Below are 23,022 nucleotides of genomic sequence, written 5' to 3'. Positions count from 1 at the left end.
TGATGAAGTTTATGGGGATCACGCTGTTGGCCGCCGGCCTGTTCAGCCTGCCGGCGTTGGCGGCGGGGGATGCGGCGGCCGGTCAGGCGAAAGCCGCCGCCTGTGCGGCCTGCCACGGCGCGCAGGGCAAGGTGACGGTGCCGATGTACCCGAATCTGGCCGGGCAGAACGCCATGTACCTGCAGCACGCGTTGCAGGCGTATAAGAAAGGGGAGCGCAACGGCGGCCAGGCCGAGGTGATGAAGGCCTACGTGTCGGGGCTGTCGGATGACGATATCGCCGATCTGGCGGCCTATTACGCCAGCCTGAAGCCTTAAATGACGAGGGCAGCCGTTGGGCTGCCCTGTTGGGATGGGGTTACCGCTGCTCAGTCCGACAGACTGACGACCACGGTACCGATTTCCGGATGACTGAAACTGCTGATATGGTCCAGGCGCAGGTCGCGCTGCTGGCCGTTCTGTTCGATGGTCAGATACTCAACGCGTTTCTTTTGCAGCAGGTCGATCGCCTTGGCCTCGATCACTTCTCCGTCGCGTAACTCCAGCTTCAGAATAAGTTTATGCTGACAGGCGAGTTCCAGGTTGTCGTAGTCATCGCAATTGATGGGTTGGTACTCATCATTCATCAACATAGTCGCTCACCAATAAGTTAGCGGCGGCAAAGGCCGCCTGTTCCCTAACGGAGGACGGTAGCGCATCGTTCGCTGCGACATCGTCCAATGCCTTTAACGCACAAGCCAGCGCATCAGGCACGTAGCCAAGATCTCCACTGCCAATCTCGGCGTAAGTACGGCGTACTAACTCACAGTATTGTTGCACAGTTTCCTCCCTTAAGAACCTCTGCATCATCAAGACTACTATCGCGATGAGGCGCAGGCTCTCGGAGTTTTATCCTATCCTAGACGACTATAGCACAGCTGTTATGGAGTTATCAGCACCCCGGCACGCCTTTCGCACTGCCGCGGCCTGGCCGCGCTGGCGGGGTTTGGCCCTGATCAAGTACACTGTCGCCGGATAATAACGAGGTCACCCATGGCGCTGAAAGCAACCATTTATAAAGCCGCGGTCAATATTGCTGATATGGATCGTCACTTCTACCACGACGCCACGCTGACGCTGGCGCAACACCCGTCCGAAAATGAGCAGCGCATGATGCTGCGCCTGTTGGCCTGGATCTGTCATGCCGACGAGCGGTTGGTGTTCACCAAAGGGCTGAGCGCCGACGACGAGCCGGAGATCTGGCAGCGCAACGACCACAACGGGCTGGAAATGTGGATCGAGATGGGATTACCCGACGAAAAACGCATCCGCAAGGCCTGCAACCAGTCGCCGCGCGTGGTGTTGTACGCTTACGGCGAGCGCGCTGCGCACGTGTGGTGGCAGGGAATGCAGGGTAAGGTGGCCGGCTACAAGAACCTGAGCGTGCGTTTCCTTGACGACGAGCAGTTGGCGCGCCTGACGGCATTGGCCAGCCGCACCATGACGCTGCAGGCAACGCTGCAGGAGGGAACTATTTGGCTGTCCGATGCTCAGAATAGTCTGGAAATCCAGTTTGCCGAGTGGCAGCAGGCACAGGTGTAACCGGTGCTGGAACTGTCAAGAAACGTAGCCATACCGGATAATGAACTGGAATTGACGGCGATCCGCGCACAGGGCGCGGGCGGCCAGCACGTGAACAAAACCTCAACGGCGATCCATTTGCGCTTTGACATCCGGGCATCCAGCCTGCCAGAGTATTATAAGGAAAGGCTGCTGGCGCTGAATCATCATCTCATTACCGCTGATGGCGTAGTGATTATCAAGGCGCAAGAGTATCGCAGTCAGGAATTGAATCGCGAAGCGGCGTTGGCCCGGCTGGTCGCGCTGATTCAGCAGGCGATGGTGGTGGAAAAAACGCGCAAGGCGACCAAGCCGACGAAAGGAGCGAAACTGCGTCGCCTGGAAGGCAAGACGCGTAAAGGCGCCACCAAGGCGCTGCGTGGCAAGGTTCGCACTTAGGAATACATGAACACAGTAGGAGAATAACTGTGAAGAAAATTACGATAGCCCTGTTCTTGGCGGCAGGCGCACTCTCGTTGTTGGGATGCAACAATCATTATCAGCCGAAGGAACAACCGCTGCAGGCGATGCCGCAGAGTTATCAAGGATTGTTGCCTTGCGCCGATTGCGGCGGTCTGGACACGGCGCTGTTCCTGGATGAGGACGGCACCTTTGTGCTGCAGGAAACCTACCGCGACACCAAAGACGGCGATCAGACATTTGCCGACTACGGCAAATGGGCGCGCACTGCGGATAAGCTGGTGCTGACCGACAGCACCGGTGAAAAACGCTACTTCCGCCCGGTGGGCAAGAGCCTAGAGATGCTGGATCGCAGCGGCGTGCCGATCGCCTCCAAGCTGAACTATCGCCTGGAGCCGATTGAAAAACCGTTGCCTAAAACGCCGATGGTGATGAAAGGCAGTTACACCTATATGGCGGATGCGGCAGTTTTCAAGGACTGCGCTACCGGCATCACGTTCCCGGTGGATAACAACATCGCGCTGGAGCAAGGTTACGCCAAAGCCAACAAAAATGCCGGCGAGCCGGTGTTCCTGACCTTCAATGCGCATTTCAGCGTGCAGCCATCGATGGAAGAAGGGCAGATAGAGAAGGCGGTGGTACCGGACGGCAAAATCGCGTTCGACCGCAGCAAAAACTGCAGCAGCAAGTAAGCGTTTTCGGATATAAAAAAACCCGCCTAGGCGGGTTTTTTATTTTCTGGCGTTCGTCGCTCAGCGTTTGATCTGGCCCAGCAGGAAATCAACGATTTCGCCGGTTTTGATCATTTGCTTCTCGCCGACGCGGCGGTTCTTGTACTCGATCTCTTCGTTGTCGAGGTTACGGTCACCGATAACGATAGAGTGCGGCACGCCGATCAGTTCCATATCCGCGAACATCACGCCCGGACGCTCTTTGCGGTCATCGAGGATCACGTCGATGCCATGGGAGCGCAGGGTGTTGTACAGCTCTTCGGCGAGCGCCTGCACGCGGAACGACTTGTGCATGTTCATCGGCAGAATAGCGACCTGGAACGGCGCGATAGCGTCCGGCCAGATGATGCCGCGTTCGTCGTGGTTCTGCTCGATGGCGGCGGCCACAACGCGCGTGACCCCGATGCCGTAGCAACCCATGGTCAGTACCTGGTTACGGCCATCTTCGCCTTGCACGGTCGCTTTCATCGCTTCCGAATACTTGGTGCCGAGCTGGAAGATATGGCCCACTTCGATGCCACGTTTGATCAGCAGCGTACCCTGACCGTCCGGGCTGGCGTCGCCTTCCACCACGTTACGGATATCGGCCACCTGCGGCAGCGGCAGATCGCGCTCCCAGTTGATGCCGAAGTAGTGTTTGCCGTCAACGTTGGCGCCGGCGCCAAAGTCGCTCATCGCCGCCACGCTGCGGTCAGCTACCACCGGCATCGGCAGGTTGACCGGGCCGAGTGAACCCGGGCCGGCACCGACGATGGCGCGAATTTCTTCTTCGGTGGCGAAGGTCAGCGGCGTGGCAACCAGCGCCAGCTTCTCTGCCTTGACTTCGTTCAGCTCGTGATCGCCGCGCACCAGCAGAGCGACCAGCTTGTGGCCGCTCTCTTCGGTGGCGCGTACCATCAGCGTCTTCACGGTTTTTTCCACTGGCAGCGCGAATTGCTCGACCAGCTCGGCGATGGTTTTTGCGTTCGGGGTATCTACCAGGCGCAGCGCTTCGCTGGCCGCCGCGCGCGGAGCCGCCGGCGCGACCGCTTCCGCCAGCTCGATGTTGGCGGCGAAGTCGGAACCGGTGGAGAACACGATATCGTCTTCACCGCTGTCTGCCAGCACCTGGAATTCGTGCGACGCACTGCCGCCGATCGAGCCGGTATCGGCCTGCACCGGGCGGAAATCCAGGCCCATGCGGCTGAAGATTTTGCTGTACGCTTCGTACATCGCGTCGTAAGTCTCCTGCAGAGACTCCTGCGAGGTATGGAAGGAGTAGGCATCCTTCATCAGGAACTCACGGGAACGCATCACGCCGAAACGTGGGCGCACTTCATCACGGAACTTGGTCTGGATCTGGAAGAAGTTCAGCGGCAGCTGCTTGTACGAGCTGATCTCGTTGCGGATCAGATCGGTAATCACTTCTTCATGCGTCGGGCCCAGCACGAAAGGACGGTCACCGCGGTCGACGAAGCGCAGCAGCTCGGGGCCGTATTGCTCCCAACGGCCGCTTTCCTGCCACAGGTCGGCAGGCTGAACCACCGGCATGGACACTTCGATCGCATTAGCATTGTTCATTTCTTCGCGAACGATGTTTTCAACCTTCTTCAGAACGCGCAGGCCGGTCGGCAGCCAGGTGTAAAGACCGGAGGCCAGCTTGCGGATCATCCCGGCGCGCAGCATCAGCTGGTGGCTGATCACTTCGGCGTCGGCAGGTGTCTCCTTCAGAGTGGAGAGCAGATATTGGCTAGTACGCATGGTGTTTTGGTTCCGTTAGAACTGCAAATTGCATCGGGCTGCCAGAGTGGCGGCCAAAAAGTGATTTAGTTTACCAGCGCGAGCGGGTCGCCAAAAGAGAGGCGGCGGAATTTTAACGCGGGTCGAGCGACAGCACTTCGGTGTGGCCGTCTACGACGCGCCAGCGCACGTTGAAATCCAGCAGCCAGACGGCGTAATCCCGTTCGACGTCCTCTCCTTTACGATAGGCGGGACGGGGGTCCTGTGCCAGCACCTGGCTGATAAAACGCCTTAATTGCGGGTAGCGCGCCTGATGTTGCTGCAGCTGCTGTTCCGCCTGCGGCGCGAAACGCACCGGCATATCGCCGGCGGGCGCGGCCTGGGCAAAGCCGGCGCGGGCCTGCGGTTGGCTCTCGGCGAACGGCAGATAAGGCTTGATGTCCACCACCGGGGTACCGTCGACCAGATCGAGGCTGCCCAGTTCCAGCGCCACTTCCCCGTTTTTCACCCGTACGCCTTTGAGCTCAATGAGCGACATGCCGAGCGGGTTGGGGCGGAAGGTGGAGCGGGTGGCGAACACGCCCATGCGGGCATTGCCGCCTAAACGCGGTGGGCGTACCGTCGGGCGCCAGCCGCCTTCCATGGTTTGATGGAAAATGAACATCACCCACAGATGGCTGAAATCGCTGAGACCGCGAACCGCTTCCGCCTGGTTGTAGGGCGGTAGCAACAGCAGTTCGCCGCCACCGTCTTCGACCAGCCCCGGTTGGCGGGGCACGGCGAATTTCTCTTTATACGGCGAGCGGATCACGCCGATCTGCTCGAAAACGAATTCGGTCATTTGGACGAGACGTTAAGCGCCGAGCCCTGGCAGACGGCCTGCTGATAACAACCGGCGACGCCGCTGACAATCTGGCAGTCGTGCAGCAGCACGGCGTTGGCCTTCATGTAAGACGCGCGGATTTGCATGCGTTTACGGGCGGTAGCCAGATTCGGTGGGGAGTCTTGTACGGTGGTTTGGCACGATTCGCCGGACACTTCACCCAGATCGCGGAACGGTTTACCCACGAGTTCTTCTGCACTTTTATACAGTTTTACCGGAGCGGGGCGGGCGGCCGGCGTGGTCTTGGCCGGGGCGGTCGTGGTCGGCTTGCTGGTGCTGTTTGTTGAGGATGGCGCGATACGTTGCGATGAACATCCGGCCAGCGCGAGCGCTAACAAACAGAGAGGTAAAACACGCATTGAGATTCCTCTGCCTTAATGAAAGTGGCGCTATTGAAGCAATCTATGGCGGAAATAACAAGACGGGCCTTGGCCCGTCTTGCAATTATAGGAATAAAATTGGTGAATAAGCGCTTACCAGCCTTTCACCGCACCGCCGTTGAAGATTTTGTTGGCGGCGGCGTCAACTTCGTCAGACTGATAGGCCTGCACGAATTTCTTCACGTTTTCCGCATCTTTGTTATCTTCGCGCGCAACCAGCAGGTTGACGTAAGGCGAGTCTTTATCTTCCACGAACAGACCGTCTTTCGCCGGCGTAAGGCCGATCTGGCTGGCGTAGGTGGTATTGATCACCGCCAGCGCGATCTGCTGATCGTCCAGAGAACGTGGCAGCTGAGGCGCTTCCAGCTCAACCAGCTTCAGGTTTTTCGGGTTCTCGGTCACGTCCAGCACGGTCGGCAGCAGGCCAACGCCGTCTTTCAGCTTGATCAGGCCGACTTTCTGCAGCAGCAGCAGCGAGCGGCCCAGGTTGGTCGGATCGTTCGGCAGTGCGATCTGAGAACCCTCTTTCAGTTCGTCCAGCGATTTGATTTTCTTGGAGTAACCGGCGATCGGGTAAACAAAGGTGCTGCCGACCGGCACCAGCTTGTAGCCGCGATCTTTGATCTGCTGATCCAGATAAGGCTTGTGCTGGAAGGCGTTCAGGTCGATATCGCCTTTGCTCAGCGCTTCGTTTGGCAGCACGTAATCGTTGAAGGTGACCAGCTCGACGTCCAGACCGTATTTCTCTTTCGCCACTTTCTGCGCCACTTCAGCCACTTGCTGCTCTGCGCCGACGATCACGCCGACCTTGATGTGGTTTGGATTCTTTTCATCCTGGCCACAGCCCGCCAGAGCCAGAGTGCCGATCAGTGCGCCAATTGTCGCGATGGATTTAAATGTTAACGACATATCCCTTCCTCATTAGACTCGCATTAATATGCTGTGAAACTATTTATGGGTAACGGCTTTGACGATGCGATCGCCGCAGAATTGGATCAGATAAACCAAAACTACCAGTAATACTAATACGGTATTCATAACTGTGGCGTTATAACCGATATAACCGTATTGGTAACCGATTTGGCCCAGACCGCCGGCACCGACCGCGCCGCCCATGGCGGAGTAACCCACCAGGGTGATTAGGGTGATGGTCGCGGCGTTGACCAGGCCAGGCAGGGCTTCCGGCAGCAACACTTTCTTGATGATCTGCATCGGCGTGGCGCCCATGGCGCGCGCCGCTTCCACCAGACCGGACGGGATCTCCAGCAGGGCGTTTTCCACCATGCGCGCGATGAACGGCGCGGCGCCCACGGTCAACGGCACGATGGCCGCCTGAAGACCGATCGAGGTACCGACGATCATGCGGGTAAACGGAATCATCCAAACCAGCAGGATAATGAACGGGATGGAACGGAAGATGTTCACCAGCCCGGACAGGATCTTATACAGCGAATTGTTGGCGATGATCTGCCCAGGGCGGGTCACATACAGCAGCACGCCTACCGGCAGGCCGAGCACGAAACCGAAGAAGCCGGAGACAAAGGTCATCATGACGGTTTCCCACACGCCACGCGCCATCAACCACATCATTGCCTCAGACATAACCCAGAACCTCTACTTTTACCTGATTTTCTTGCAGGAACTTAATCGTCGCCAGCGCGTCTTCGTCGCTGCCGTGCAGCTCCGCCAGCATCACGCCGAATTTCACGCCGCCGGCATAATCCATCTGGGCGCTGATAATGTTGTTGTTCACGTTGAAGCGGCGAGCGGCTTCAGACAGCAGCGGCGCATCGACCGACTGGCCGGTGAATTCCAGGCGCAGCAGCGGCTGACGGTCGCCCTGGCGCTCCGGCGACAGGCGCGCGGCGTAGTCGTCCGGAATATCCAGATGCAGCGTGGACTGAATGAACTGTTGGGCCAGCGGGGTTTTCGGGTGTGAGAACACTTCGCTGACGCTGTCTTTTTCGATCAGTTGCCCCTGGCTGATGACCGCGACCTGGTCGCAGATGCGTTTCACCACGTCCATTTCATGGGTGATGAGCAGAATGGTCAGGCCCAGACGGCGGTTGATGTCTTTCAGCAGTTCCAGGATGGAACGGGTGGTGGCCGGATCCAGCGCGCTGGTGGCTTCGTCGCACAGCAGCACTTTGGGGTTACTGGCCAGCGCGCGCGCGATCGCCACGCGCTGTTTCTGGCCGCCGGACAGGTTGGCCGGGTAGGCGTCGTGCTTGTCCGCCAGGCCGACCAGCTCCAGCAGTTCGGTAACGCGCTTTTTGATCTCGGCGCGCGGCGTATTATCCAGTTCCAGCGGCAGCGCCACGTTGCCGAACACCGTGCGGGACGAAAGCAGGTTGAAGTGCTGGAAGATCATGCCGATTTGGCGGCGCGCGCGCGTCAGTTCGCTTTCCGAAAGCGAGGTCAGATCCTGACCATCGACCAGCACCTGGCCGGACGTAGGGCGCTCAAGCATGTTGGCGCAGCGAATCAGCGTGCTTTTACCGGCGCCGGAGGAACCGATGACGCCATAGATTTGCCCTGCAGGGACGTGAAGGGTCACGTCAGAGAGCGCGGTAATGGTGCGCGAACCCTGCTGGAACACTTTAGTGATGTTAGAAAGTTTAATCATATTCTTCTTATTTTAGCGTGGTTGCCCGTGGCTAGATAAAAGTAAACCTCGGCGTGGAACCAAGGTATGGATCAGATGTTAAGGCGTCTAGACGTCTAAGTCAACGGCCAGCGACGTTCTCCGGCGTTCTCAGTGCGGGGTAAAACATGCGATACTGTCAGCGTATTCAGCCCCTCAGGAGCAAAGCGGTGACACAAAGCGTTCCAGCAATTTTTCTCGATCGTGACGGTACGATTAATGTTGACCATGGTTATGTCCATGAAATCGACAATTTCCACTTTATTGACGGCGTGATTGACGCCTGTCGCGAACTTAAAAAGATGGGCTTCGCGTTGGTGATGGTGACCAACCAGTCCGGCATTGCGCGCGGCAAGTTCAGCGAAGACCAGTTTATGTACCTGACCGAGTGGATGGACTGGTCGCTGGCCGATCGCGATGTCGACTTCGACGGCATCTATTTCTGCCCGCATCATCCGGAGGCGGCAGTAGAGGAGTATCGTCAGGTGTGCGACTGCCGTAAACCGCAGCCGGGCATGCTGTTGCAAGCGCAGCAGGAATTGAACATCGATATGGCCGCTTCTTATATGGTGGGGGATAAACCGGAAGACATGCAGGCGGCGATCGCGGCCGGCGTCGGCACCAAGGTGCTGGTGCGTACCGGCAAGCCGGTGACGGAGCAGGGCGAAAAGCTGGCCGATTGGGTGCTAAATAGCCTGGCGGACCTGCCTGCAGCCATCAAAAAGCGGGTTTAATAGGCGTTACGAATGAATAGTGAGCGGTCAGATAAAAAATGCATATTAACGCTTGTCATTCTGAACCGGCTCCCTATAATGCGCCTCCATCGACACGGAACATGTGAACAACTTCACAGAGTATCCGGGGGGTCGCAGAGAAAAATCCTGAAAATTAGGGTTGACTCTGAAAGAGGAAAGCGTAATATACGCCACCTCGAGTTAGCAAGCGAAAGCGCCTAACTCACTGCTCTTTAACAATTTATCAGACAATCTGTGTGGGCACTCCACAAGACGATATCCAGCATCTTCGGATGCAAAAAAATATCAAGTCTTGAAGAGTGACTAACTGAAGTAAAATTCATGCAGTAAATCTTTGAGCATCGCTTCTCGAGTGGAAGCAAATCAAGCTTTTAATTGAAGAGTTTGATCATGGCTCAGATTGAACGCTGGCGGCAGGCTTAACACATGCAAGTCGAGCGGTAGCACAGGGGAGCTTGCTCCCTGGGTGACGAGCGGCGGACGGGTGAGTAATGTCTGGGAAACTGCCTGATGGAGGGGGATAACTACTGGAAACGGTAGCTAATACCGCATAACGTCGCAAGACCAAAGAGGGGGACCTTCGGGCCTCTTGCCATCAGATGTGCCCAGATGGGATTAGCTAGTAGGTGGGGTAATGGCTCACCTAGGCGACGATCCCTAGCTGGTCTGAGAGGATGACCAGCCACACTGGAACTGAGACACGGTCCAGACTCCTACGGGAGGCAGCAGTGGGGAATATTGCACAATGGGCGCAAGCCTGATGCAGCCATGCCGCGTGTGTGAAGAAGGCCTTCGGGTTGTAAAGCACTTTCAGCGAGGAGGAAGGTGGTGAGCTTAATACGCTCATCAATTGACGTTACTCGCAGAAGAAGCACCGGCTAACTCCGTGCCAGCAGCCGCGGTAATACGGAGGGTGCAAGCGTTAATCGGAATTACTGGGCGTAAAGCGCACGCAGGCGGTTTGTTAAGTCAGATGTGAAATCCCCGGGCTCAACCTGGGAACTGCATTTGAAACTGGCAAGCTAGAGTCTCGTAGAGGGGGGTAGAATTCCAGGTGTAGCGGTGAAATGCGTAGAGATCTGGAGGAATACCGGTGGCGAAGGCGGCCCCCTGGACGAAGACTGACGCTCAGGTGCGAAAGCGTGGGGAGCAAACAGGATTAGATACCCTGGTAGTCCACGCTGTAAACGATGTCGATTTGGAGGTTGTGCCCTTGAGGCGTGGCTTCCGGAGCTAACGCGTTAAATCGACCGCCTGGGGAGTACGGCCGCAAGGTTAAAACTCAAATGAATTGACGGGGGCCCGCACAAGCGGTGGAGCATGTGGTTTAATTCGATGCAACGCGAAGAACCTTACCTACTCTTGACATCCAGAGAACTTAGCAGAGATGCTTTGGTGCCTTCGGGAACTCTGAGACAGGTGCTGCATGGCTGTCGTCAGCTCGTGTTGTGAAATGTTGGGTTAAGTCCCGCAACGAGCGCAACCCTTATCCTTTGTTGCCAGCGGTTCGGCCGGGAACTCAAAGGAGACTGCCAGTGATAAACTGGAGGAAGGTGGGGATGACGTCAAGTCATCATGGCCCTTACGAGTAGGGCTACACACGTGCTACAATGGCATATACAAAGAGAAGCGACCTCGCGAGAGCAAGCGGACCTCATAAAGTATGTCGTAGTCCGGATTGGAGTCTGCAACTCGACTCCATGAAGTCGGAATCGCTAGTAATCGTAGATCAGAATGCTACGGTGAATACGTTCCCGGGCCTTGTACACACCGCCCGTCACACCATGGGAGTGGGTTGCAAAAGAAGTAGGTAGCTTAACCTTCGGGAGGGCGCTTACCACTTTGTGATTCATGACTGGGGTGAAGTCGTAACAAGGTAACCGTAGGGGAACCTGCGGTTGGATCACCTCCTTACCTAAAGATATTAGTTCGAGTGGCGTGCTCACACAGATTGTCTGATAGAAAGTAACGAGCAGAAATACCTTTATAGGCTTGTAGCTCAGGTGGTTAGAGCGCACCCCTGATAAGGGTGAGGTCGGTGGTTCAAGTCCACTCAGGCCTACCACTTCTTCGAAGTGGAAAAGGTACTGCACGTGACTGTATGGGGCTATAGCTCAGCTGGGAGAGCGCCTGCCTTGCACGCAGGAGGTCAGCGGTTCGATCCCGCTTAGCTCCACCATATAGTCCGGTATTTCAATACTTCAGAGTATATTGGCGACAGTATGCTGCGAAGTATTTTGCTCTTTAACAATCTGGAACAAGCTGAAAATTGAAACATGACGGCTGAAATTTATCCCTCCGTAGATGTACTGGGATGAAGAGTAACCTGTCATAGAGTCTCTCAAATGTTTGCAGCGCGAACGATGGAAACATCTTCGGGTTGTGAGGTTAAGTGACTAAGCGTACACGGTGGATGCCTAGGCAGTCAGAGGCGATGAAGGGCGTGCTAATCTGCGAAAAGCGTCGGTAAGGTGATATGAACCGTTATAACCGGCGATACCCGAATGGGGAAACCCAGTGTGTTTCGACACACTATCATGTCATGAATACATAGTGGCATGAGGCGAACCGGGGGAACTGAAACATCTAAGTACCCCGAGGAAAAGAAATCAACCGAGATTCCCCCAGTAGCGGCGAGCGAACGGGGAGGAGCCCAGAACCTGAATCGGCTTGTGTGTTAGTGGAAGCGTCTGGAAAGTCGCGCAGCAAAGGGTGATAGCCCCGTACACTAAAATGCACAGGTCGTGAGTTCGATGAGTAGGGCGGGACACGTGACATCCTGTCTGAATATGGGGGGACCATCCTCCAAGGCTAAATACTCCTGACTGACCGATAGTGAACCAGTACCGTGAGGGAAAGGCGAAAAGAACCCCGGCGAGGGGAGTGAAATAGAACCTGAAACCGTGTACGTACAAGCAGTGGGAGCACCTTCGTGGTGTGACTGCGTACCTTTTGTATAATGGGTCAGCGACTTATATTTTGTAGCAAGGTTAACCGTATAGGGGAGCCGTAGGGAAACCGAGTCTTAACTGGGCGAATAGTTGCAAGGTATAGACCCGAAACCCGGTGATCTAGCCATGGGCAGGTTGAAGGTTGGGTAACACTAACTGGAGGACCGAACCGACTAATGTTGAAAAATTAGCGGATGACTTGTGGCTGGGGGTGAAAGGCCAATCAAACCGGGAGATAGCTGGTTCTCCCCGAAAGCTATTTAGGTAGCGCCTCGTGAACTCATCTTCGGGGGTAGAGCACTGTTTCGGCTAGGGGGCCATCCCGGCTTACCAAACCGATGCAAACTCCGAATACCGAAGAATGTTATCACGGGAGACACACGGCGGGTGCTAACGTCCGTCGTGAAGAGGGAAACAACCCAGACCGCCAGCTAAGGTCCCAAAGTCATGGTTAAGTGGGAAACGATGTGGGAAGGCATAGACAGCCAGGATGTTGGCTTAGAAGCAGCCATCATTTAAAGAAAGCGTAATAGCTCACTGGTCGAGTCGGCCTGCGCGGAAGATGTAACGGGGCTAAACCATGCACCGAAGCTGCGGCAGCGACGCTTAGGCGTTGTTGGGTAGGGGAGCGTTCTGTAAGCCGTTGAAGGTGGCCTGTGAGGGTTGCTGGAGGTATCAGAAGTGCGAATGCTGACATAAGTAACGATAAAGCGGGTGAAAAGCCCGCTCGCCGGAAGACCAAGGGTTCCTGTCCAACGTTAATCGGGGCAGGGTGAGTCGACCCCTAAGGCGAGGCTGAAAAGCGTAGTCGATGGGAAACAGGTTAATATTCCTGTACTTGGTGTTACTGCGAAGGGGGGACGGAGAAGGCTAGGCTAGCCGGGCGACGGTTGTCCCGGTTTAAGCGTGTAGGGGGTGTGACCTGGTAAATCCGGTTGCATACTAACCCTGAGGCGTGATGACGATGCACTACGGTGCAGAAGTAGTTGATGCCCTGCTTCCAGGAAAATCCTCTAAGCATCAGGTAACATTAAATCGTACCCCAAACCGACACAGGTGGTCAGGTAGAGAATACCAAGGCGCTTGAGAGAACTCGGGTGAAGGAACTAGGCAAAATGGTGCCGTAACTTCGGGAGAAGGCACGCTGGCATGTAGGTGAAGTCCCTCGCGGATGGAGCTGAAGCCAGTCGAAGATACCAGCTGGCTGCAACTGTTTAATAAAAACACAGCACTGTGCAAACACGAAAGTGGACGTATACGGTGTGACGCCTGCCCGGTGCTGGAAGGTTAATTGATGGGGTCAGCCGCAAGGCGAAGCTCTTGATCGAAGCCCCAGTAAACGGCGGCCGTAACTATAACGGTCCTAAGGTAGCGAAATTCCTTGTCGGGTAAGTTCCGACCTGCACGAATGGCGTAATGATGGCCAGGCTGTCTCCACCCGAGACTCAGTGAAATTGAACTCGCTGTGAAGATGCAGTGTACCCGCGGCAAGACGGAAAGACCCCGTGAACCTTTACTATAGCTTGACACTGAACATTGAGCCTTGATGTGTAGGATAGGTGGGAGGCTTTGAAGCGTGGACGCCAGTCTGCGTGGAGCCATCCTTGAAATACCACCCTTTAATGTTTGATGTTCTAACTCGGCCCCATAATCTGGGGTGAGGACAGTGTCTGGTGGGTAGTTTGACTGGGGCGGTCTCCTCCCAAAGAGTAACGGAGGAGCACGAAGGTTAGCTAATCACGGTCGGACATCGTGAGGTTAGTGCAAAGGCATAAGCTAGCTTGACTGCGAGAGTGACGGCTCGAGCAGGTACGAAAGTAGGTCTTAGTGATCCGGTGGTTCTGAATGGAAGGGCCATCGCTCAACGGATAAAAGGTACTCCGGGGATAACAGGCTGATACCGCCCAAGAGTTCATATCGACGGCGGTGTTTGGCACCTCGATGTCGGCTCATCACATCCTGGGGCTGAAGTAGGTCCCAAGGGTATGGCTGTTCGCCATTTAAAGTGGTACGCGAGCTGGGTTTAGAACGTCGTGAGACAGTTCGGTCCCTATCTGCCGTGGGCGTTGGAAGATTGAGAGGGGTTGCTCCTAGTACGAGAGGACCGGAGTGAACGCACCACTGGTGTTCGGGTTGTCATGCCAATGGCATTGCCCGGTAGCTAAGTGCGGAAAAGATAAGCGCTGAAAGCATCTAAGCGCGAAACTTGCCTCAAGATGAGTCTTCCCTGGGCCTTTAAGGCCCCTGAAGGAACGTTTAAGACTAAGACGTTGATAGGCTGGGTGTGTAAGTGCAGCGATGCATTGAGCTAACCAGTACTAATGATCCGTGAGGCTTAACCTTACAACACCGAAGGTGTTTTTAGAGAGATTTTCAGCGAAGTTCCGAGATTGGTTCTGATGGCTTCACGGAAGTGAGGCGGTTGGAATGAAACAGAATTTGCCTGGCGGCAATAGCGCGGTGGTCCCACCTGACCCCATGCCGAACTCAGAAGTGAAACGCCGTAGCGCCGATGGTAGTGTGGGGTCTCCCCATGCGAGAGTAGGACACTGCCAGGCATCAAATAAAGCCGAAAGCCCTGAACTGACGTTCAGGGCTTTTTGCTATGCGTAAAATGGAAAATCCCCGTTGTAATCCGCTTCAGCTTTCATCGTACTGTTTAATATTCATCACAAAACCAACGCATTGTTTCTCTGAATATCAGATATTCTTCGTCCGCTATTAAGTTTGGCTGTTAACTTATAAATAACAATAAAGTAACACCTGGCGGCAGGACGCCGAATTTCATCATTGCTATGGCTCGGAGAAAACATCATGACAGAAACAACCTCGGCTCTTGGGGATGAGCACGGCACCGAACAGGGAGCGCTGGATAACAAGAAACGCATTTTCGCTATCGTCGGGGCTTCGTCAGGCAATCTGGTGGAGTGGTTTGATTTTTACGTCTACTCCTTCTGCTCAATCTACTTTGCTGCCTCATTTTTTCCGGCGGGCAACAGTACGACACAGCTGCTGCAAACCGCCGGGGTATTCGCCGCCGGCTTCTTCATGCGACCTATCGGCGGTTGGTTATTCGGCTACATCGCTGACAAGCATGGCCGGAAAAACTCGATGCTGATTTCGGTCTGCATGATGTGCGCCGGATCGCTGGTGATCGCCTGCCTGCCGACTTATGAATCAATCGGCAGCTGGGCGCCGGCGCTGCTGCTGATTGCCCGCCTGTTCCAGGGGTTGTCGGTAGGGGGGGAGTATGGCACCAGCGCCACCTACATGAGCGAGGTGGCAATCAAGGGGCGGCGTGGCTTCTACGCCTCGTTCCAGTACGTGACGCTGATCGGCGGGCAACTGTTGGCGCTGCTGGTTTTGGTGATCCTGCAGCAAATATTGTCCGGCGAAGAGCTGAAAGCCTGGGGATGGCGTATTCCGTTTGCCTTGGGGGCGGTGTTGGCGGTGGTGGCGCTGTACCTGCGCCGCTCGCTGAATGAAACCTCCGATGCGAAGACGCGTAACCACAAAGATGCCGGTTCGCTGACGGGGCTGTGGAAGAACCGCAAGGCGTTCCTGATGGTGCTGGGCTTTACCGCCGCCGGTTCGCTGACCTTCTACACCTTCACCACCTACATGCAAAAATACCTGGTGAACACCGCTGGTATGGACGCCAAGCTGGCCAGCGCCATCATGACCGTGGCGCTGTTCGTCTTTATGCTGCTGCAGCCGGCGGTAGGCGCGTTTTCGGACAAAATCGGCCGTCGCAGCTCGATGCTGATCTTCTCAGCCTTCGCCACGGTGTTGACGGTGCCGATCCTGTTTGCCTTGAAAGAGGTGACCAACCCCTTTATGGCGTTCGGTCTGATCGTGTTGGCGCTGTTCGTTGTCAGCTTTTACACCGCGATCAGCGGGTTGCTTAAAGCCGAGATGTTCCCGCCGGAGGTACGCGCGTTAGGGGTAGGCTTGTCTTATGCGGTGGCGAATGCCCTGTTCGGTGGTTCGGCGGAATATGTCGCGTTGTCGCTTAAATCGTTTGGCGTGGAGAACGCTTTCTTCTGGTATGTCTCCGGCATGTGCCTGCTGGCGCTGCTGGTCTCGCTCCGGTTGCATCGCAAAGGCAAGGAGATACAGCTGTAATAAAAACCCCGGCCTTGGCCGGGGTCAGCATACCGCTTACAGGATACGGCTAATCAGCCGATCGATGCGGATACGGCGCAGACGCCGAATCAGCTTACGCACCTTGATCGGGTACTGCTGAATGCTTTGCAGCTCCTGATAATGGCCGACCACGGTGGTGTGAGTGCGGATGCATTCCAGCTCTTTTTGCCGCTGCTCGCGCATTTCCTGCTTGGGATCGTGGATCAGAATGGCGTTTTCCAGATCCAGCCGCCAGGCGCGCGGGTTGAGGTTATTGCCGGTAATCAGCTGCCACTCTTCGTCTACCCACATGCCTTTCAGGTGATAGCTGTTATCGCCATCCTTCCACAGACGCACGATCAGCTGCCCGGTGTCGATATAACGCTGCAAGCGGCTCAGAAAGCGGCGCAGGTTGATCTCGTACAGGTAGGGCAGCGCGCCGATGATTTTGAACGGCTGGTCCTCCGGAATATAGAAGTCGTTGGCGGTCTTGTCGCCGACGATGATCTCCACCTGTTTGCCCTGGCGCAGCAGATAAATGATGTTGCGCACCAGCAGCGCCGGCAGGTTGAAATAGGGAGTACACAGCGTCAGTTTCTGGTCGGCGCACGACATCAGGTGATGAATGGTTTTATTCAGCACGCTTTGCTTGCCAAGCCCAACCAGCGGCGTCACCGCCAGCTCATCGTTGCCGGCCTTGCCGCGGAAGTGGTAACCCGCGCGGCGCAGGGCGAAACGGAACAGACGGGTCTCGTTTTTGATCTCCGGGCTTTTCGGCCGATCGCTGCGATCGAGGCGTTGTACGGCGCCCGCGGTGAGCAGATGCTGCTTGATGTAATCGATCAGGGTATCGGCCAACACCTCATTGGTGATCAGCTGGTAGCGATCGTAACGGTATTTCTCATGCTGATGCAGATAAACGTCGTTGATGCTGGCGCCGCTGTAGATCACGGTATCGTCGACCACAAAGCCCTTCAGGTGCAGAACGCCCAACGCTTCGCGGGTATTGACCGGCACGCCGTAGATCGGCACCGACTGTTCCGGATGTTGGCTGGCCATGGCGCAGTACCAGTCGGCGTTGGTATTGGCGGCGGCGGCGCCGATTCGCCCGCGCTGTGCGCGGTGCCAGTCGACCAGTACGCAGATTTCCAGCTCGGGCCGACGCTGCTTGGCTTGATACAGCGCGTTGAGGATCTCGCGCCCGGCGTCGTCATGCTCCAGATACAGGGCCACCAGATAGATGCGTTGGGTGGCGTTGGCGATGGCGCTCAGCAGCGTGGTGCGAAAATCGGACGGCGCGTACAACGTACGAACATCAGCAACCGTCTGGGGGAGTTTGGGCAGTTGTGCAAGGTGTTGTTGATGTTTGCTACGTTTAAATTTTGACAACATCACAGTGCGTTTCTTCTCTCATGATTGATGGCCGGAACGCCACAGGCATAAAAACAATAAACCGAATAATCGGGCGATAATACCATTAGTTGCCCCGATTGTGCGTATGTTTTGGCGTTAAGTGGTGGATTCGTAGCGCATTGCGACGCAGGTCACTGCGCGTCGGCGGCCTGCAGCGGCAGCGTCAGATTGACGATGCCGTCCTCAAGCTGCACCTCGATGCCAAAGCCCAGTCGCTGCGCCAGCGCGATCATGCCGCGGTTATTCGGCATGGTGATGCCGCTCAGGCGGGTCAGGCCATGCGCGCGCGCGTAGGCGATCATTTTCTCCAGTAGCTGACGGCCTAGGCCCACGCCTTTGAGATCGGAACGCACCAGTACGGCGAACTCGGCGTCGGTGTTGTCCGGATCGGACAGCGCGCGGGTCACACCGATGATCTCGTCTGCGCGCACCGCCACAAAGGCCATTTCTCGATCGTAGTCGATCTGCGTCATGTTGGCCAAATCGTCATGGGTAAACTCGTTGATCTCGCTGAAGTAGCGATAATAGAGGTCTTCCTTGGTCACCCGGTCGATGAAATGTTTCAGCGCCGGTTCGTCTTCCGGCAGGATCGGGCGGAACAGGCACTGGCTGCCGTCTTTCAACGCGATGGTCTCTTCCAGCTCATGCGGATAAGGGCGGATCGCCAGCCGCGCCTGCGGATCGCCGCTGAACGGCGCGAGCTGCATCGAAACGTCCAGCAGGGTGAATTCGCTGCCGGAGGCCAACACCGGGTGAATATCCAGCCGGGCGATCTCCGGGCAGTCGAGGATCAGGTTGGAGACCTGCACCAGCAAGCGGCTTAGTCCAGGGATATCTAAAGGCCGCAGCGCGCTGCGCCCGCGGATCTTGCCGCCTTTCACCGCCTGCAGCACCAGATAACGCGCCAGCGCCATGTTCAGCGGCGGCAGCGCGACCGCCACCTGATTTTCCTGGCGCCACTCTACGCCGCCTTCTCCCAGCATGATCAACGGGCCGAAAATGGCATCCTGCTCCACCGCGATGCGCAGCTCCTGGGCGCCGGCGCGGTTGGCCATGCTCTGCACCAACAGGCCATGGATGCGCGCCTGGGGGTAGGTACGCTTCACACGGTCGAGGATCGCCTCCGCCGCGCGCTGCACTTCGGTCGCGGTGCGCAGGTAGAGCATCACGCCCTGAACTTCCGATTTGTGCGGAATATCCGGCGAACGCAGCTTCAGCGCCACCGGGTAGCCGATCTGCTCGGCGATGTGCACCGCTTCGGCGCTGTCTTCGGCGATCCAGGTCGGCAGGGTGCTCAGGTCATAAGCCTGCAGAATGGATTGCACCTCGTGGGTATCCAACTGGGTGGCGCCTTCGGCCAGCGCCTGATGGATCAGGCGGTGAGCGTCGGCGGTATTGGCGGTCAGGCCGACCGGCAGCGCCGGGGTCTCTTTCAGCTGCTTTTGGTTGCGGCGGTATTCCACCATATGCATAAAGGCGGTGACCGCGCCTTCCGGCGTGCGGTAGGTGGGAATGGCGGCCTCGGTAAACTGCCGGCGCGCCTCTTGAGAAGAGTATTCGCCGCACCAGTTGGTCAGCAAGGTGATGCGCTTGCCGCGCGTATGGCGATGCAGCGCGTCAATCAGCCGCTGCGCCGTGGCGGTGCCCGGCGCCGCCGCACTCGGCGCATGGATCAGAAGCAGCGCGTCATAGTCGTGGCTGTCGAGCAGCGCTTCGAGAGCCGCCAGGTAGCGCTGCGGCGTGGCGTCATCGCGCAGATCGAGCGGGTTGCCGGCGCGAATGAAATCCGGCAGCGCATCGCTCAGCTTCGCCAGGCTTTCCTCGCTCAGCGTCGCCAGCTTGCCGTTGCGGCCGAGCAGTTCGTCCAGCGCCATCGCCGCCGGCGCCGCGCCGTTGCTGACGATCATCAACCGTTCCCCCCGCAGCGGATGCATATGGCTGAGGGTTTCCACCGCGGAGAACAGCTCGTGAGTATCCTGCACGCGCAGCAGGCCGGCGCGCTGGATGGCGGCGTCATAAGCGGCGTCCAGCCCCAGCTGGCTGTTGAGCAGTAATTGCGCCTGTTGGCTGCGGCCGCTTTTGATCACCAGAATGGGCTTGTTGCGTGAGGCGCTGCGCGAGGCGGAGAGAAAGCGTCGTGCGTCGCTGATGTTTTCCAGATACAGCAGGATGGCGCTGGTCTTGCTGTCGCGCGCCAAAAAGTCTAGCAGGTCGTCGACGTCGATGTCCAGGCTGTCGCCCAGCGCGATGAAGTAGGAGAAGCCGACTTCGCGCTGCTGCGCCCAGTCGAGAATGGTGTTGGCCACGGCGGCGGACTGCGAGATAAACGCCAGCTTGCCCTTTTGGATCGGCACCGGCGAGAAGCTGGCGTTGATGCCCTGCCACGGCGCCAGCAGCCCCAGGCTGTTGGGGCCCAACAGCCGCATGGCGTGGCGCTGCGCGCAGGCCTTCAGCTCGGCGAACTGTTCCGGTGGCGAAGAGAGCACGATGGCGGTTTTGCAGCCGCGTTGGCCCAGCGCGTCGATCAGCGCCAGATTACGCTTGGCGTGGGTGCAGATGATCGCCAGATCCGGCGTCAGCGGCAGGCTGGCGACGTCGGGATAGGCCATGACGCCGCATACCGCCTTGTAGCGCGGCGTCACCGGCAAGATGGGCCCGCCGAAACCGCCGGCCAGCAGGTTGCTCATCATCAGGTTGCCGGCACGGCCCGGCTGCTGCGAAGCGCCCAGCACGGCGATCGATTTGGGACGTAGTAGCGCTTCTAACCCTCGCTGGCTCATGCACGGCTCCTTTTGGCAACGTTACGCCTGATTTTAGGCGCTTTATGGCTACATTGCTGTGACCGGTGCCTCCGGCCGGGTCGGTTTTCCCGCCAGATACTGTTGACGGAAATAGCGGAAATGCTGATTCAATCCGTCGGCGGCCGGCAGATCGCCCGCCTGTTGCAACAGGGCGGCGGCCACTTCCGCCGTACAGTGCTGCTCGGCGCGGCTGGCTTCGCGCAGCTGATAGTCGGATGCGGCATCGACGTTGAGTGAAAACACCGGGAATTGATTGAGATACGGGCTTTTACGGAACATTTTGCGCGCTTCTGCCCAGGTGCCGTCCAGCATGATGAACAGCGGCGGTTTACCGCCGACGGGCAGCTCATTGAACACCGGCCGTTCGGCGTCGGCGTAGGACGCGGGGAACACCACATAAGGCTGCCGCGTCGGATCGTTGATGGCTGCCAGCAGGGCGGGATCGACCTCGGTACGCGACCAGAGGAACGCCTGGGTGTCCGGCAGGATATCGGCGATCAGGCGCCCGGTGTTGCTGGGCTTGAGCGGCTCGGCGCCGAACATGATCAGGCAGAAGCGGCTGCCGGCCTGCTGCGGGCGAATGGTGTCACACAGGCAGTTTTTATGCGGCAGCAGGCAACCCTGACAACGCGCCACCCGGCAACCGCGCGCCAAAAAAGGGCGGGTGGCGCGGTCTAAACGGAATTGGCGCAGGCGAAGTACGGCGTTGTCGGTCATAACGATCCTGGGGGAAAAACCGCTATTGTAACGCAGAAAAAAGCCCGCCGGGAGGGGCGGGCTCGATCGGGGCGCGTTCGCGCGCGATGGCGGGATACGGCCTATACTTGCGGAATCACACTAACTCGTTGAGCCAGTTGTCAAACGGTGCTTTTGGCATCGCGCCGTTGAGCATGTCGACCATCTTGCCCTGACGGAACACCATGATGGTCGGGATGCTGCGGATGCGGAAACGGGCGCTCAGCTCCGGTTCGGCTTCGGTGTTCACTTTCACGAAGCGCACTTTGCCGGCGCGCTCTTCGGCCACGTCTTCAAAGATCGGCGCAAAGCTGCGGCACGGGCCGCACCACGGCGCCCAGAAATCGACCACGACCGGCAGATCGTCCTGCAGCAACTGGTCCAGCGTGGCGGCGGTGGCGTTGATCACTTCACCGTCGAAGAGCTCGTGGCCGCAGCGGCCGCATTTCGCGTTGTCCGCCAGACGTTCTTCCGGCACACGGTTGGTGGCATTGCAAGCTGCACAAACTGTATTCATGTTGACCTCGGGTACTGAGAAAGCCGGGTCCCCGCAACGCGGTTGCGGAGATGTTTCTTTAATGCTGACAATTATCGGCAAAACCCGGCGCGTGAACAATGAGGTTTGTTCAATGGATGTGATAGTTGGGAGCTTTTAGCGCAAGTTGGTGGCTTCGTGCACCAACATCAGGTAATCTTCGCGCCCTGCGCGTTGGTGGAGAAGACAATGAACGATTCATTTAGTGGCAAGAACGGTAAAGTCAAAGTGATGTACGTCCGCAATGACGACGACAATGGCGATGACCGCAACAAGAATAAACGTCCGGCTGGCAAAGGCCGTCCGGCTGACGGTGCGCGCTCGGGCCGCACTGGTCAAGACAAGGCGCGTGGCGGCAACGATCGCCGCGGCGCCGACTCCCGCCGCAGTGAAAGCGATCGTCCTCGCCGTCCGGCGCGCACTGAAGATCGCGGTGGCAACGAGTCACCGTGGAGAACCGTCTCGCGGGCACCGAATGAAGAGCCGGCGTTCGATCACGGTGGCATCAGTGGCAAAAGCTTCATCGATCCGGAACAGCTGCGCCGCCAGCGCGCGGAAGAAACCCGCGTTTACGGTGAAAACGCCTGTCAGGCGCTGTTCGCCAGCCGCCCGGAAGCGATCGTGCGCGCCTGGTTCGTGCAGTCGGTCACGCCGCGCTTCCGTGAAGCGCTGCGCTGGATGGCGGCTAACCGCAAAGCCTACCACGTGGTGGATGAGGAAGAGCTGGCCAAGGCTTCCGGCACCGAGCACCACGGCGGCGTCTGCTTCCTGATCAAAAAGCGTCAGGGCCTGGATGCGCAGACCTACCTGAAAACCGCACCGGCGACCGACTGCGTGCTGGCGCTGGAAGAAGTGGGCAACCCGCACAACCTGGGCGCCATCGTCCGTTCGTGCGCCCACTTTGGCGTCAACGGCGTGCTGCTGCAGGATCCGGCGCTGCTGGAGTCCGGCGCGGCGGTGCGTACCGCAGAAGGCGGCGCGGAGCACATCAAGGCGATCAACGCCGATGATTTCCTGTCGGTGCTGGATACCTTCCGCAAGGCGGGTTACACCATCGTCACCACCTCCAGCCACAAAGGCACCGCGCTGGCGCAGGCCAAGCTGCCAGCCAAGATGGTGCTGGTGCTGGGCCAGGAGCGTGACGGCCTCAGCGACGGCGCCTGGCAACAGGGCGACATGAACGTGTCTATCGGCGGCACCGGCAAAGTGGAAAGCCTGAACGTTTCCGTGGCGACCGGCATTCTGCTGGCGGACTGGTGGCGTCAGAATCAGGCGTAATCTGTTCTACGTCGGATAAAAAAACGGTCGCCCCAGGGCGCCCGTTTCGTTTAT

At 57.6% G+C, this 23,022-nt stretch carries 19 protein-coding genes, 2 tRNA genes and 3 rRNA genes; 12 read left to right on the top strand and 12 right to left on the bottom strand.

Features of this window, described 5'->3' with window-relative positions; translation table 11 throughout:
- Nucleotides 1-2 precede the first annotated feature (2 nt).
- Entirely contained in the window at nucleotides 3-317 is a 315-nt protein-coding gene (locus GUC32_RS19410; RefSeq protein ID WP_060435092.1) for a c-type cytochrome, read from the top strand.
- Nucleotides 318-367: 50 nt separating this feature from the next.
- Here GUC32_RS19410 and rof read toward each other — a convergent pair whose 3' ends face one another.
- Both rof and GUC32_RS19400 read right to left on the bottom strand, forming a co-directional pair.
- Nucleotides 368-631, bottom strand: a complete 264-nt coding sequence (gene rof, locus GUC32_RS19405; protein ID WP_004931991.1) for a Rho-binding antiterminator — start codon at nucleotides 629-631, stop codon at nucleotides 368-370.
- Nucleotides 618-818: a YaeP family protein gene (locus tag GUC32_RS19400; RefSeq protein WP_004931993.1), complete on the bottom strand. Its 201-nt coding sequence runs from the start codon at nucleotides 816-818 to the stop codon at nucleotides 618-620. The genes rof and GUC32_RS19400 overlap by 14 nt, the downstream gene beginning before the upstream one ends.
- Before the next feature lie 213 nt (nucleotides 819-1,031).
- Here GUC32_RS19400 and GUC32_RS19395 point away from each other — a divergent pair, with 213 nt between their 5' ends.
- From GUC32_RS19395 to nlpE, 3 genes are read left to right on the top strand one after another with little or no spacing between them, the layout of a single operon-like run.
- Nucleotides 1,032-1,580 (top strand): YaeQ family protein, encoded by a 549-nt coding sequence (locus GUC32_RS19395; RefSeq protein ID WP_025304016.1) that lies wholly within the window; start codon nucleotides 1,032-1,034, stop codon nucleotides 1,578-1,580.
- Between the two features lie 3 nt (nucleotides 1,581-1,583).
- Nucleotides 1,584-1,997 (top strand): alternative ribosome rescue aminoacyl-tRNA hydrolase ArfB, encoded by a 414-nt coding sequence (arfB, locus tag GUC32_RS19390; protein WP_004931997.1) that lies wholly within the window; start codon nucleotides 1,584-1,586, stop codon nucleotides 1,995-1,997.
- A 29-nt stretch (nucleotides 1,998-2,026) separates the two neighbouring features.
- Nucleotides 2,027-2,710 carry an envelope stress response activation lipoprotein NlpE gene (gene nlpE / locus GUC32_RS19385; protein ID WP_260516161.1) on the top strand — a complete coding sequence of 228 codons (684 nt, stop codon included), beginning with the start codon at nucleotides 2,027-2,029 and terminating at the stop codon, nucleotides 2,708-2,710.
- Nucleotides 2,711-2,770: 60 nt separating this feature from the next.
- Here the strand turns inward: nlpE and proS are convergent, their stop codons facing one another.
- From proS to metN, 6 genes are all read right to left on the bottom strand, one after another.
- Nucleotides 2,771-4,489 (bottom strand): proline--tRNA ligase, encoded by a 1,719-nt coding sequence (proS, locus tag GUC32_RS19380; protein WP_089196204.1) that lies wholly within the window; start codon nucleotides 4,487-4,489, stop codon nucleotides 2,771-2,773.
- 112 nt (nucleotides 4,490-4,601) lie between these two features.
- Nucleotides 4,602-5,309, bottom strand: coding sequence for a tRNA (N6-threonylcarbamoyladenosine(37)-N6)-methyltransferase TrmO (tsaA, locus tag GUC32_RS19375; protein WP_033644898.1), 708 nt, complete (start codon nucleotides 5,307-5,309; stop codon nucleotides 4,602-4,604).
- Nucleotides 5,306-5,710 (bottom strand): Rcs stress response system protein RcsF, encoded by a 405-nt coding sequence (rcsF, locus tag GUC32_RS19370; protein ID WP_025304011.1) that lies wholly within the window; start codon nucleotides 5,708-5,710, stop codon nucleotides 5,306-5,308. The genes tsaA and rcsF overlap by 4 nt, the downstream gene beginning before the upstream one ends.
- A gap of 114 nt (nucleotides 5,711-5,824) precedes the next feature.
- On the bottom strand, nucleotides 5,825-6,640 hold the full coding sequence (locus GUC32_RS19365; protein ID WP_025304010.1) for a MetQ/NlpA family lipoprotein: 816 nt from the start codon (nucleotides 6,638-6,640) through the stop codon (nucleotides 5,825-5,827).
- 39 nt (nucleotides 6,641-6,679) lie between these two features.
- Nucleotides 6,680-7,333 (bottom strand): methionine ABC transporter permease MetI, encoded by a 654-nt coding sequence (locus GUC32_RS19360; protein ID WP_004932010.1) that lies wholly within the window; start codon nucleotides 7,331-7,333, stop codon nucleotides 6,680-6,682.
- Entirely contained in the window at nucleotides 7,326-8,357 is a 1,032-nt protein-coding gene (gene metN / locus GUC32_RS19355; protein ID WP_004932012.1) for a methionine ABC transporter ATP-binding protein MetN, read from the bottom strand. Before metN ends, GUC32_RS19360 begins: the two co-directional genes overlap by 8 nt.
- 188 nt (nucleotides 8,358-8,545) lie before the next feature.
- Between metN and gmhB the strand changes: the two genes are divergently transcribed.
- The 7 genes from gmhB (at nucleotide 8,546) to GUC32_RS19320 (ending at nucleotide 16,206) form a co-directional block, all read left to right on the top strand.
- Nucleotides 8,546-9,109: a D-glycero-beta-D-manno-heptose 1,7-bisphosphate 7-phosphatase gene (gene gmhB, locus GUC32_RS19350; RefSeq protein WP_025304009.1), complete on the top strand. Its 564-nt coding sequence runs from the start codon at nucleotides 8,546-8,548 to the stop codon at nucleotides 9,107-9,109.
- 393 nt (nucleotides 9,110-9,502) lie between these two features.
- A 16S ribosomal RNA gene (locus GUC32_RS19345) occupies nucleotides 9,503-11,044 on the top strand.
- 74 nt (nucleotides 11,045-11,118) lie between these two features.
- A tRNA-Ile gene (locus GUC32_RS19340) sits at nucleotides 11,119-11,195 on the top strand.
- A 38-nt stretch (nucleotides 11,196-11,233) separates the two neighbouring features.
- Nucleotides 11,234-11,309, top strand: a tRNA-Ala gene (locus tag GUC32_RS19335).
- A gap of 207 nt (nucleotides 11,310-11,516) precedes the next feature.
- Nucleotides 11,517-14,424: ribosomal RNA gene (locus GUC32_RS19330) — 23S ribosomal RNA — on the top strand.
- Nucleotides 14,425-14,523: 99 nt separating this feature from the next.
- Nucleotides 14,524-14,639: ribosomal RNA gene (gene rrf / locus GUC32_RS19325) — 5S ribosomal RNA — on the top strand.
- The 16S, 23S and 5S rRNA genes sit together here with 2 tRNA genes alongside, the layout of an rRNA operon.
- A 256-nt stretch (nucleotides 14,640-14,895) precedes the next feature.
- Nucleotides 14,896-16,206 carry an MFS family transporter gene (locus GUC32_RS19320; RefSeq protein WP_025304008.1) on the top strand — a complete coding sequence of 437 codons (1,311 nt, stop codon included), beginning with the start codon at nucleotides 14,896-14,898 and terminating at the stop codon, nucleotides 16,204-16,206.
- A gap of 36 nt (nucleotides 16,207-16,242) precedes the next feature.
- On the opposite strand, the gene pssA is transcribed toward GUC32_RS19320, so the two are convergent.
- The 4 genes from pssA to trxC all read right to left on the bottom strand — a co-directional run bounded on the left by pssA (nucleotide 16,243) and on the right by trxC (nucleotide 21,672).
- Nucleotides 16,243-17,598 (bottom strand): CDP-diacylglycerol--serine O-phosphatidyltransferase, encoded by a 1,356-nt coding sequence (pssA, locus tag GUC32_RS19315; RefSeq protein ID WP_025304007.1) that lies wholly within the window; start codon nucleotides 17,596-17,598, stop codon nucleotides 16,243-16,245.
- 152 nt (nucleotides 17,599-17,750) lie between these two features.
- Nucleotides 17,751-20,399: a bifunctional acetate--CoA ligase family protein/GNAT family N-acetyltransferase gene (locus GUC32_RS19310; RefSeq protein ID WP_025304006.1), complete on the bottom strand. Its 2,649-nt coding sequence runs from the start codon at nucleotides 20,397-20,399 to the stop codon at nucleotides 17,751-17,753.
- Between the two features lie 48 nt (nucleotides 20,400-20,447).
- A complete protein-coding gene (locus tag GUC32_RS19305) occupies nucleotides 20,448-21,137 on the bottom strand; it encodes a tRNA-uridine aminocarboxypropyltransferase (protein ID WP_038629863.1) in 690 nt (229 codons plus the stop codon).
- Between the two features lie 115 nt (nucleotides 21,138-21,252).
- Nucleotides 21,253-21,672, bottom strand: a complete 420-nt coding sequence (gene trxC / locus GUC32_RS19300) for a thioredoxin TrxC (RefSeq protein ID WP_004928868.1) — start codon at nucleotides 21,670-21,672, stop codon at nucleotides 21,253-21,255.
- A 207-nt stretch (nucleotides 21,673-21,879) separates the two neighbouring features.
- Here trxC and GUC32_RS19295 point away from each other — a divergent pair, with 207 nt between their 5' ends.
- Nucleotides 21,880-22,968 carry a tRNA/rRNA methyltransferase gene (locus GUC32_RS19295; protein ID WP_025304005.1) on the top strand — a complete coding sequence of 363 codons (1,089 nt, stop codon included), beginning with the start codon at nucleotides 21,880-21,882 and terminating at the stop codon, nucleotides 22,966-22,968.
- Nucleotides 22,969-23,022 lie beyond the last annotated feature (54 nt).

It is taken from the genome of Serratia sp. NGAS9 (assembly GCF_009905295.1).
Classification (GTDB): Bacteria; Pseudomonadota; Gammaproteobacteria; order Enterobacterales; family Enterobacteriaceae; genus Serratia; species Serratia bockelmannii.
Note: the sequence above shows the minus strand (reverse complement) of the source record. Positions and strands in the feature narration are given on the sequence as shown.

Excerpts from the sequence above, each read along its gene's own strand:
- GUC32_RS19410 (WP_060435092.1), top strand. The coding sequence starts at position 3 with ATGAAGTTTATGGGGATCACGCTGTTGGCCGCCGGCCTGTTCAGCCTG.
- metN (WP_004932012.1), bottom strand. The coding sequence starts at position 8,357 with ATGATTAAACTTTCTAACATCACTAAAGTGTTCCAGCAGGGTTCGCGC.
- proS (WP_089196204.1), bottom strand. The coding sequence starts at position 4,489 with ATGCGTACTAGCCAATATCTGCTCTCCACTCTGAAGGAGACACCTGCC.
- tsaA (WP_033644898.1), bottom strand. The coding sequence starts at position 5,309 with ATGACCGAATTCGTTTTCGAGCAGATCGGCGTGATCCGCTCGCCGTAT.
- GUC32_RS19305 (WP_038629863.1), bottom strand. The coding sequence starts at position 21,137 with ATGACCGACAACGCCGTACTTCGCCTGCGCCAATTCCGTTTAGACCGC.
- GUC32_RS19295 (WP_025304005.1), top strand. The coding sequence starts at position 21,880 with ATGAACGATTCATTTAGTGGCAAGAACGGTAAAGTCAAAGTGATGTAC.
- trxC (WP_004928868.1), bottom strand. The coding sequence starts at position 21,672 with ATGAATACAGTTTGTGCAGCTTGCAATGCCACCAACCGTGTGCCGGAA.
- pssA (WP_025304007.1), bottom strand. The coding sequence starts at position 17,598 with ATGTTGTCAAAATTTAAACGTAGCAAACATCAACAACACCTTGCACAA.
- rof (WP_004931991.1), bottom strand. The coding sequence starts at position 631 with ATGTTGATGAATGATGAGTACCAACCCATCAATTGCGATGACTACGAC.
- rcsF (WP_025304011.1), bottom strand. The coding sequence starts at position 5,710 with ATGCGTGTTTTACCTCTCTGTTTGTTAGCGCTCGCGCTGGCCGGATGT.
- GUC32_RS19365 (WP_025304010.1), bottom strand. The coding sequence starts at position 6,640 with ATGTCGTTAACATTTAAATCCATCGCGACAATTGGCGCACTGATCGGC.
- GUC32_RS19320 (WP_025304008.1), top strand. The coding sequence starts at position 14,896 with ATGACAGAAACAACCTCGGCTCTTGGGGATGAGCACGGCACCGAACAG.
- GUC32_RS19310 (WP_025304006.1), bottom strand. The coding sequence starts at position 20,399 with ATGAGCCAGCGAGGGTTAGAAGCGCTACTACGTCCCAAATCGATCGCC.
- GUC32_RS19395 (WP_025304016.1), top strand. The coding sequence starts at position 1,032 with ATGGCGCTGAAAGCAACCATTTATAAAGCCGCGGTCAATATTGCTGAT.
- GUC32_RS19360 (WP_004932010.1), bottom strand. The coding sequence starts at position 7,333 with ATGTCTGAGGCAATGATGTGGTTGATGGCGCGTGGCGTGTGGGAAACC.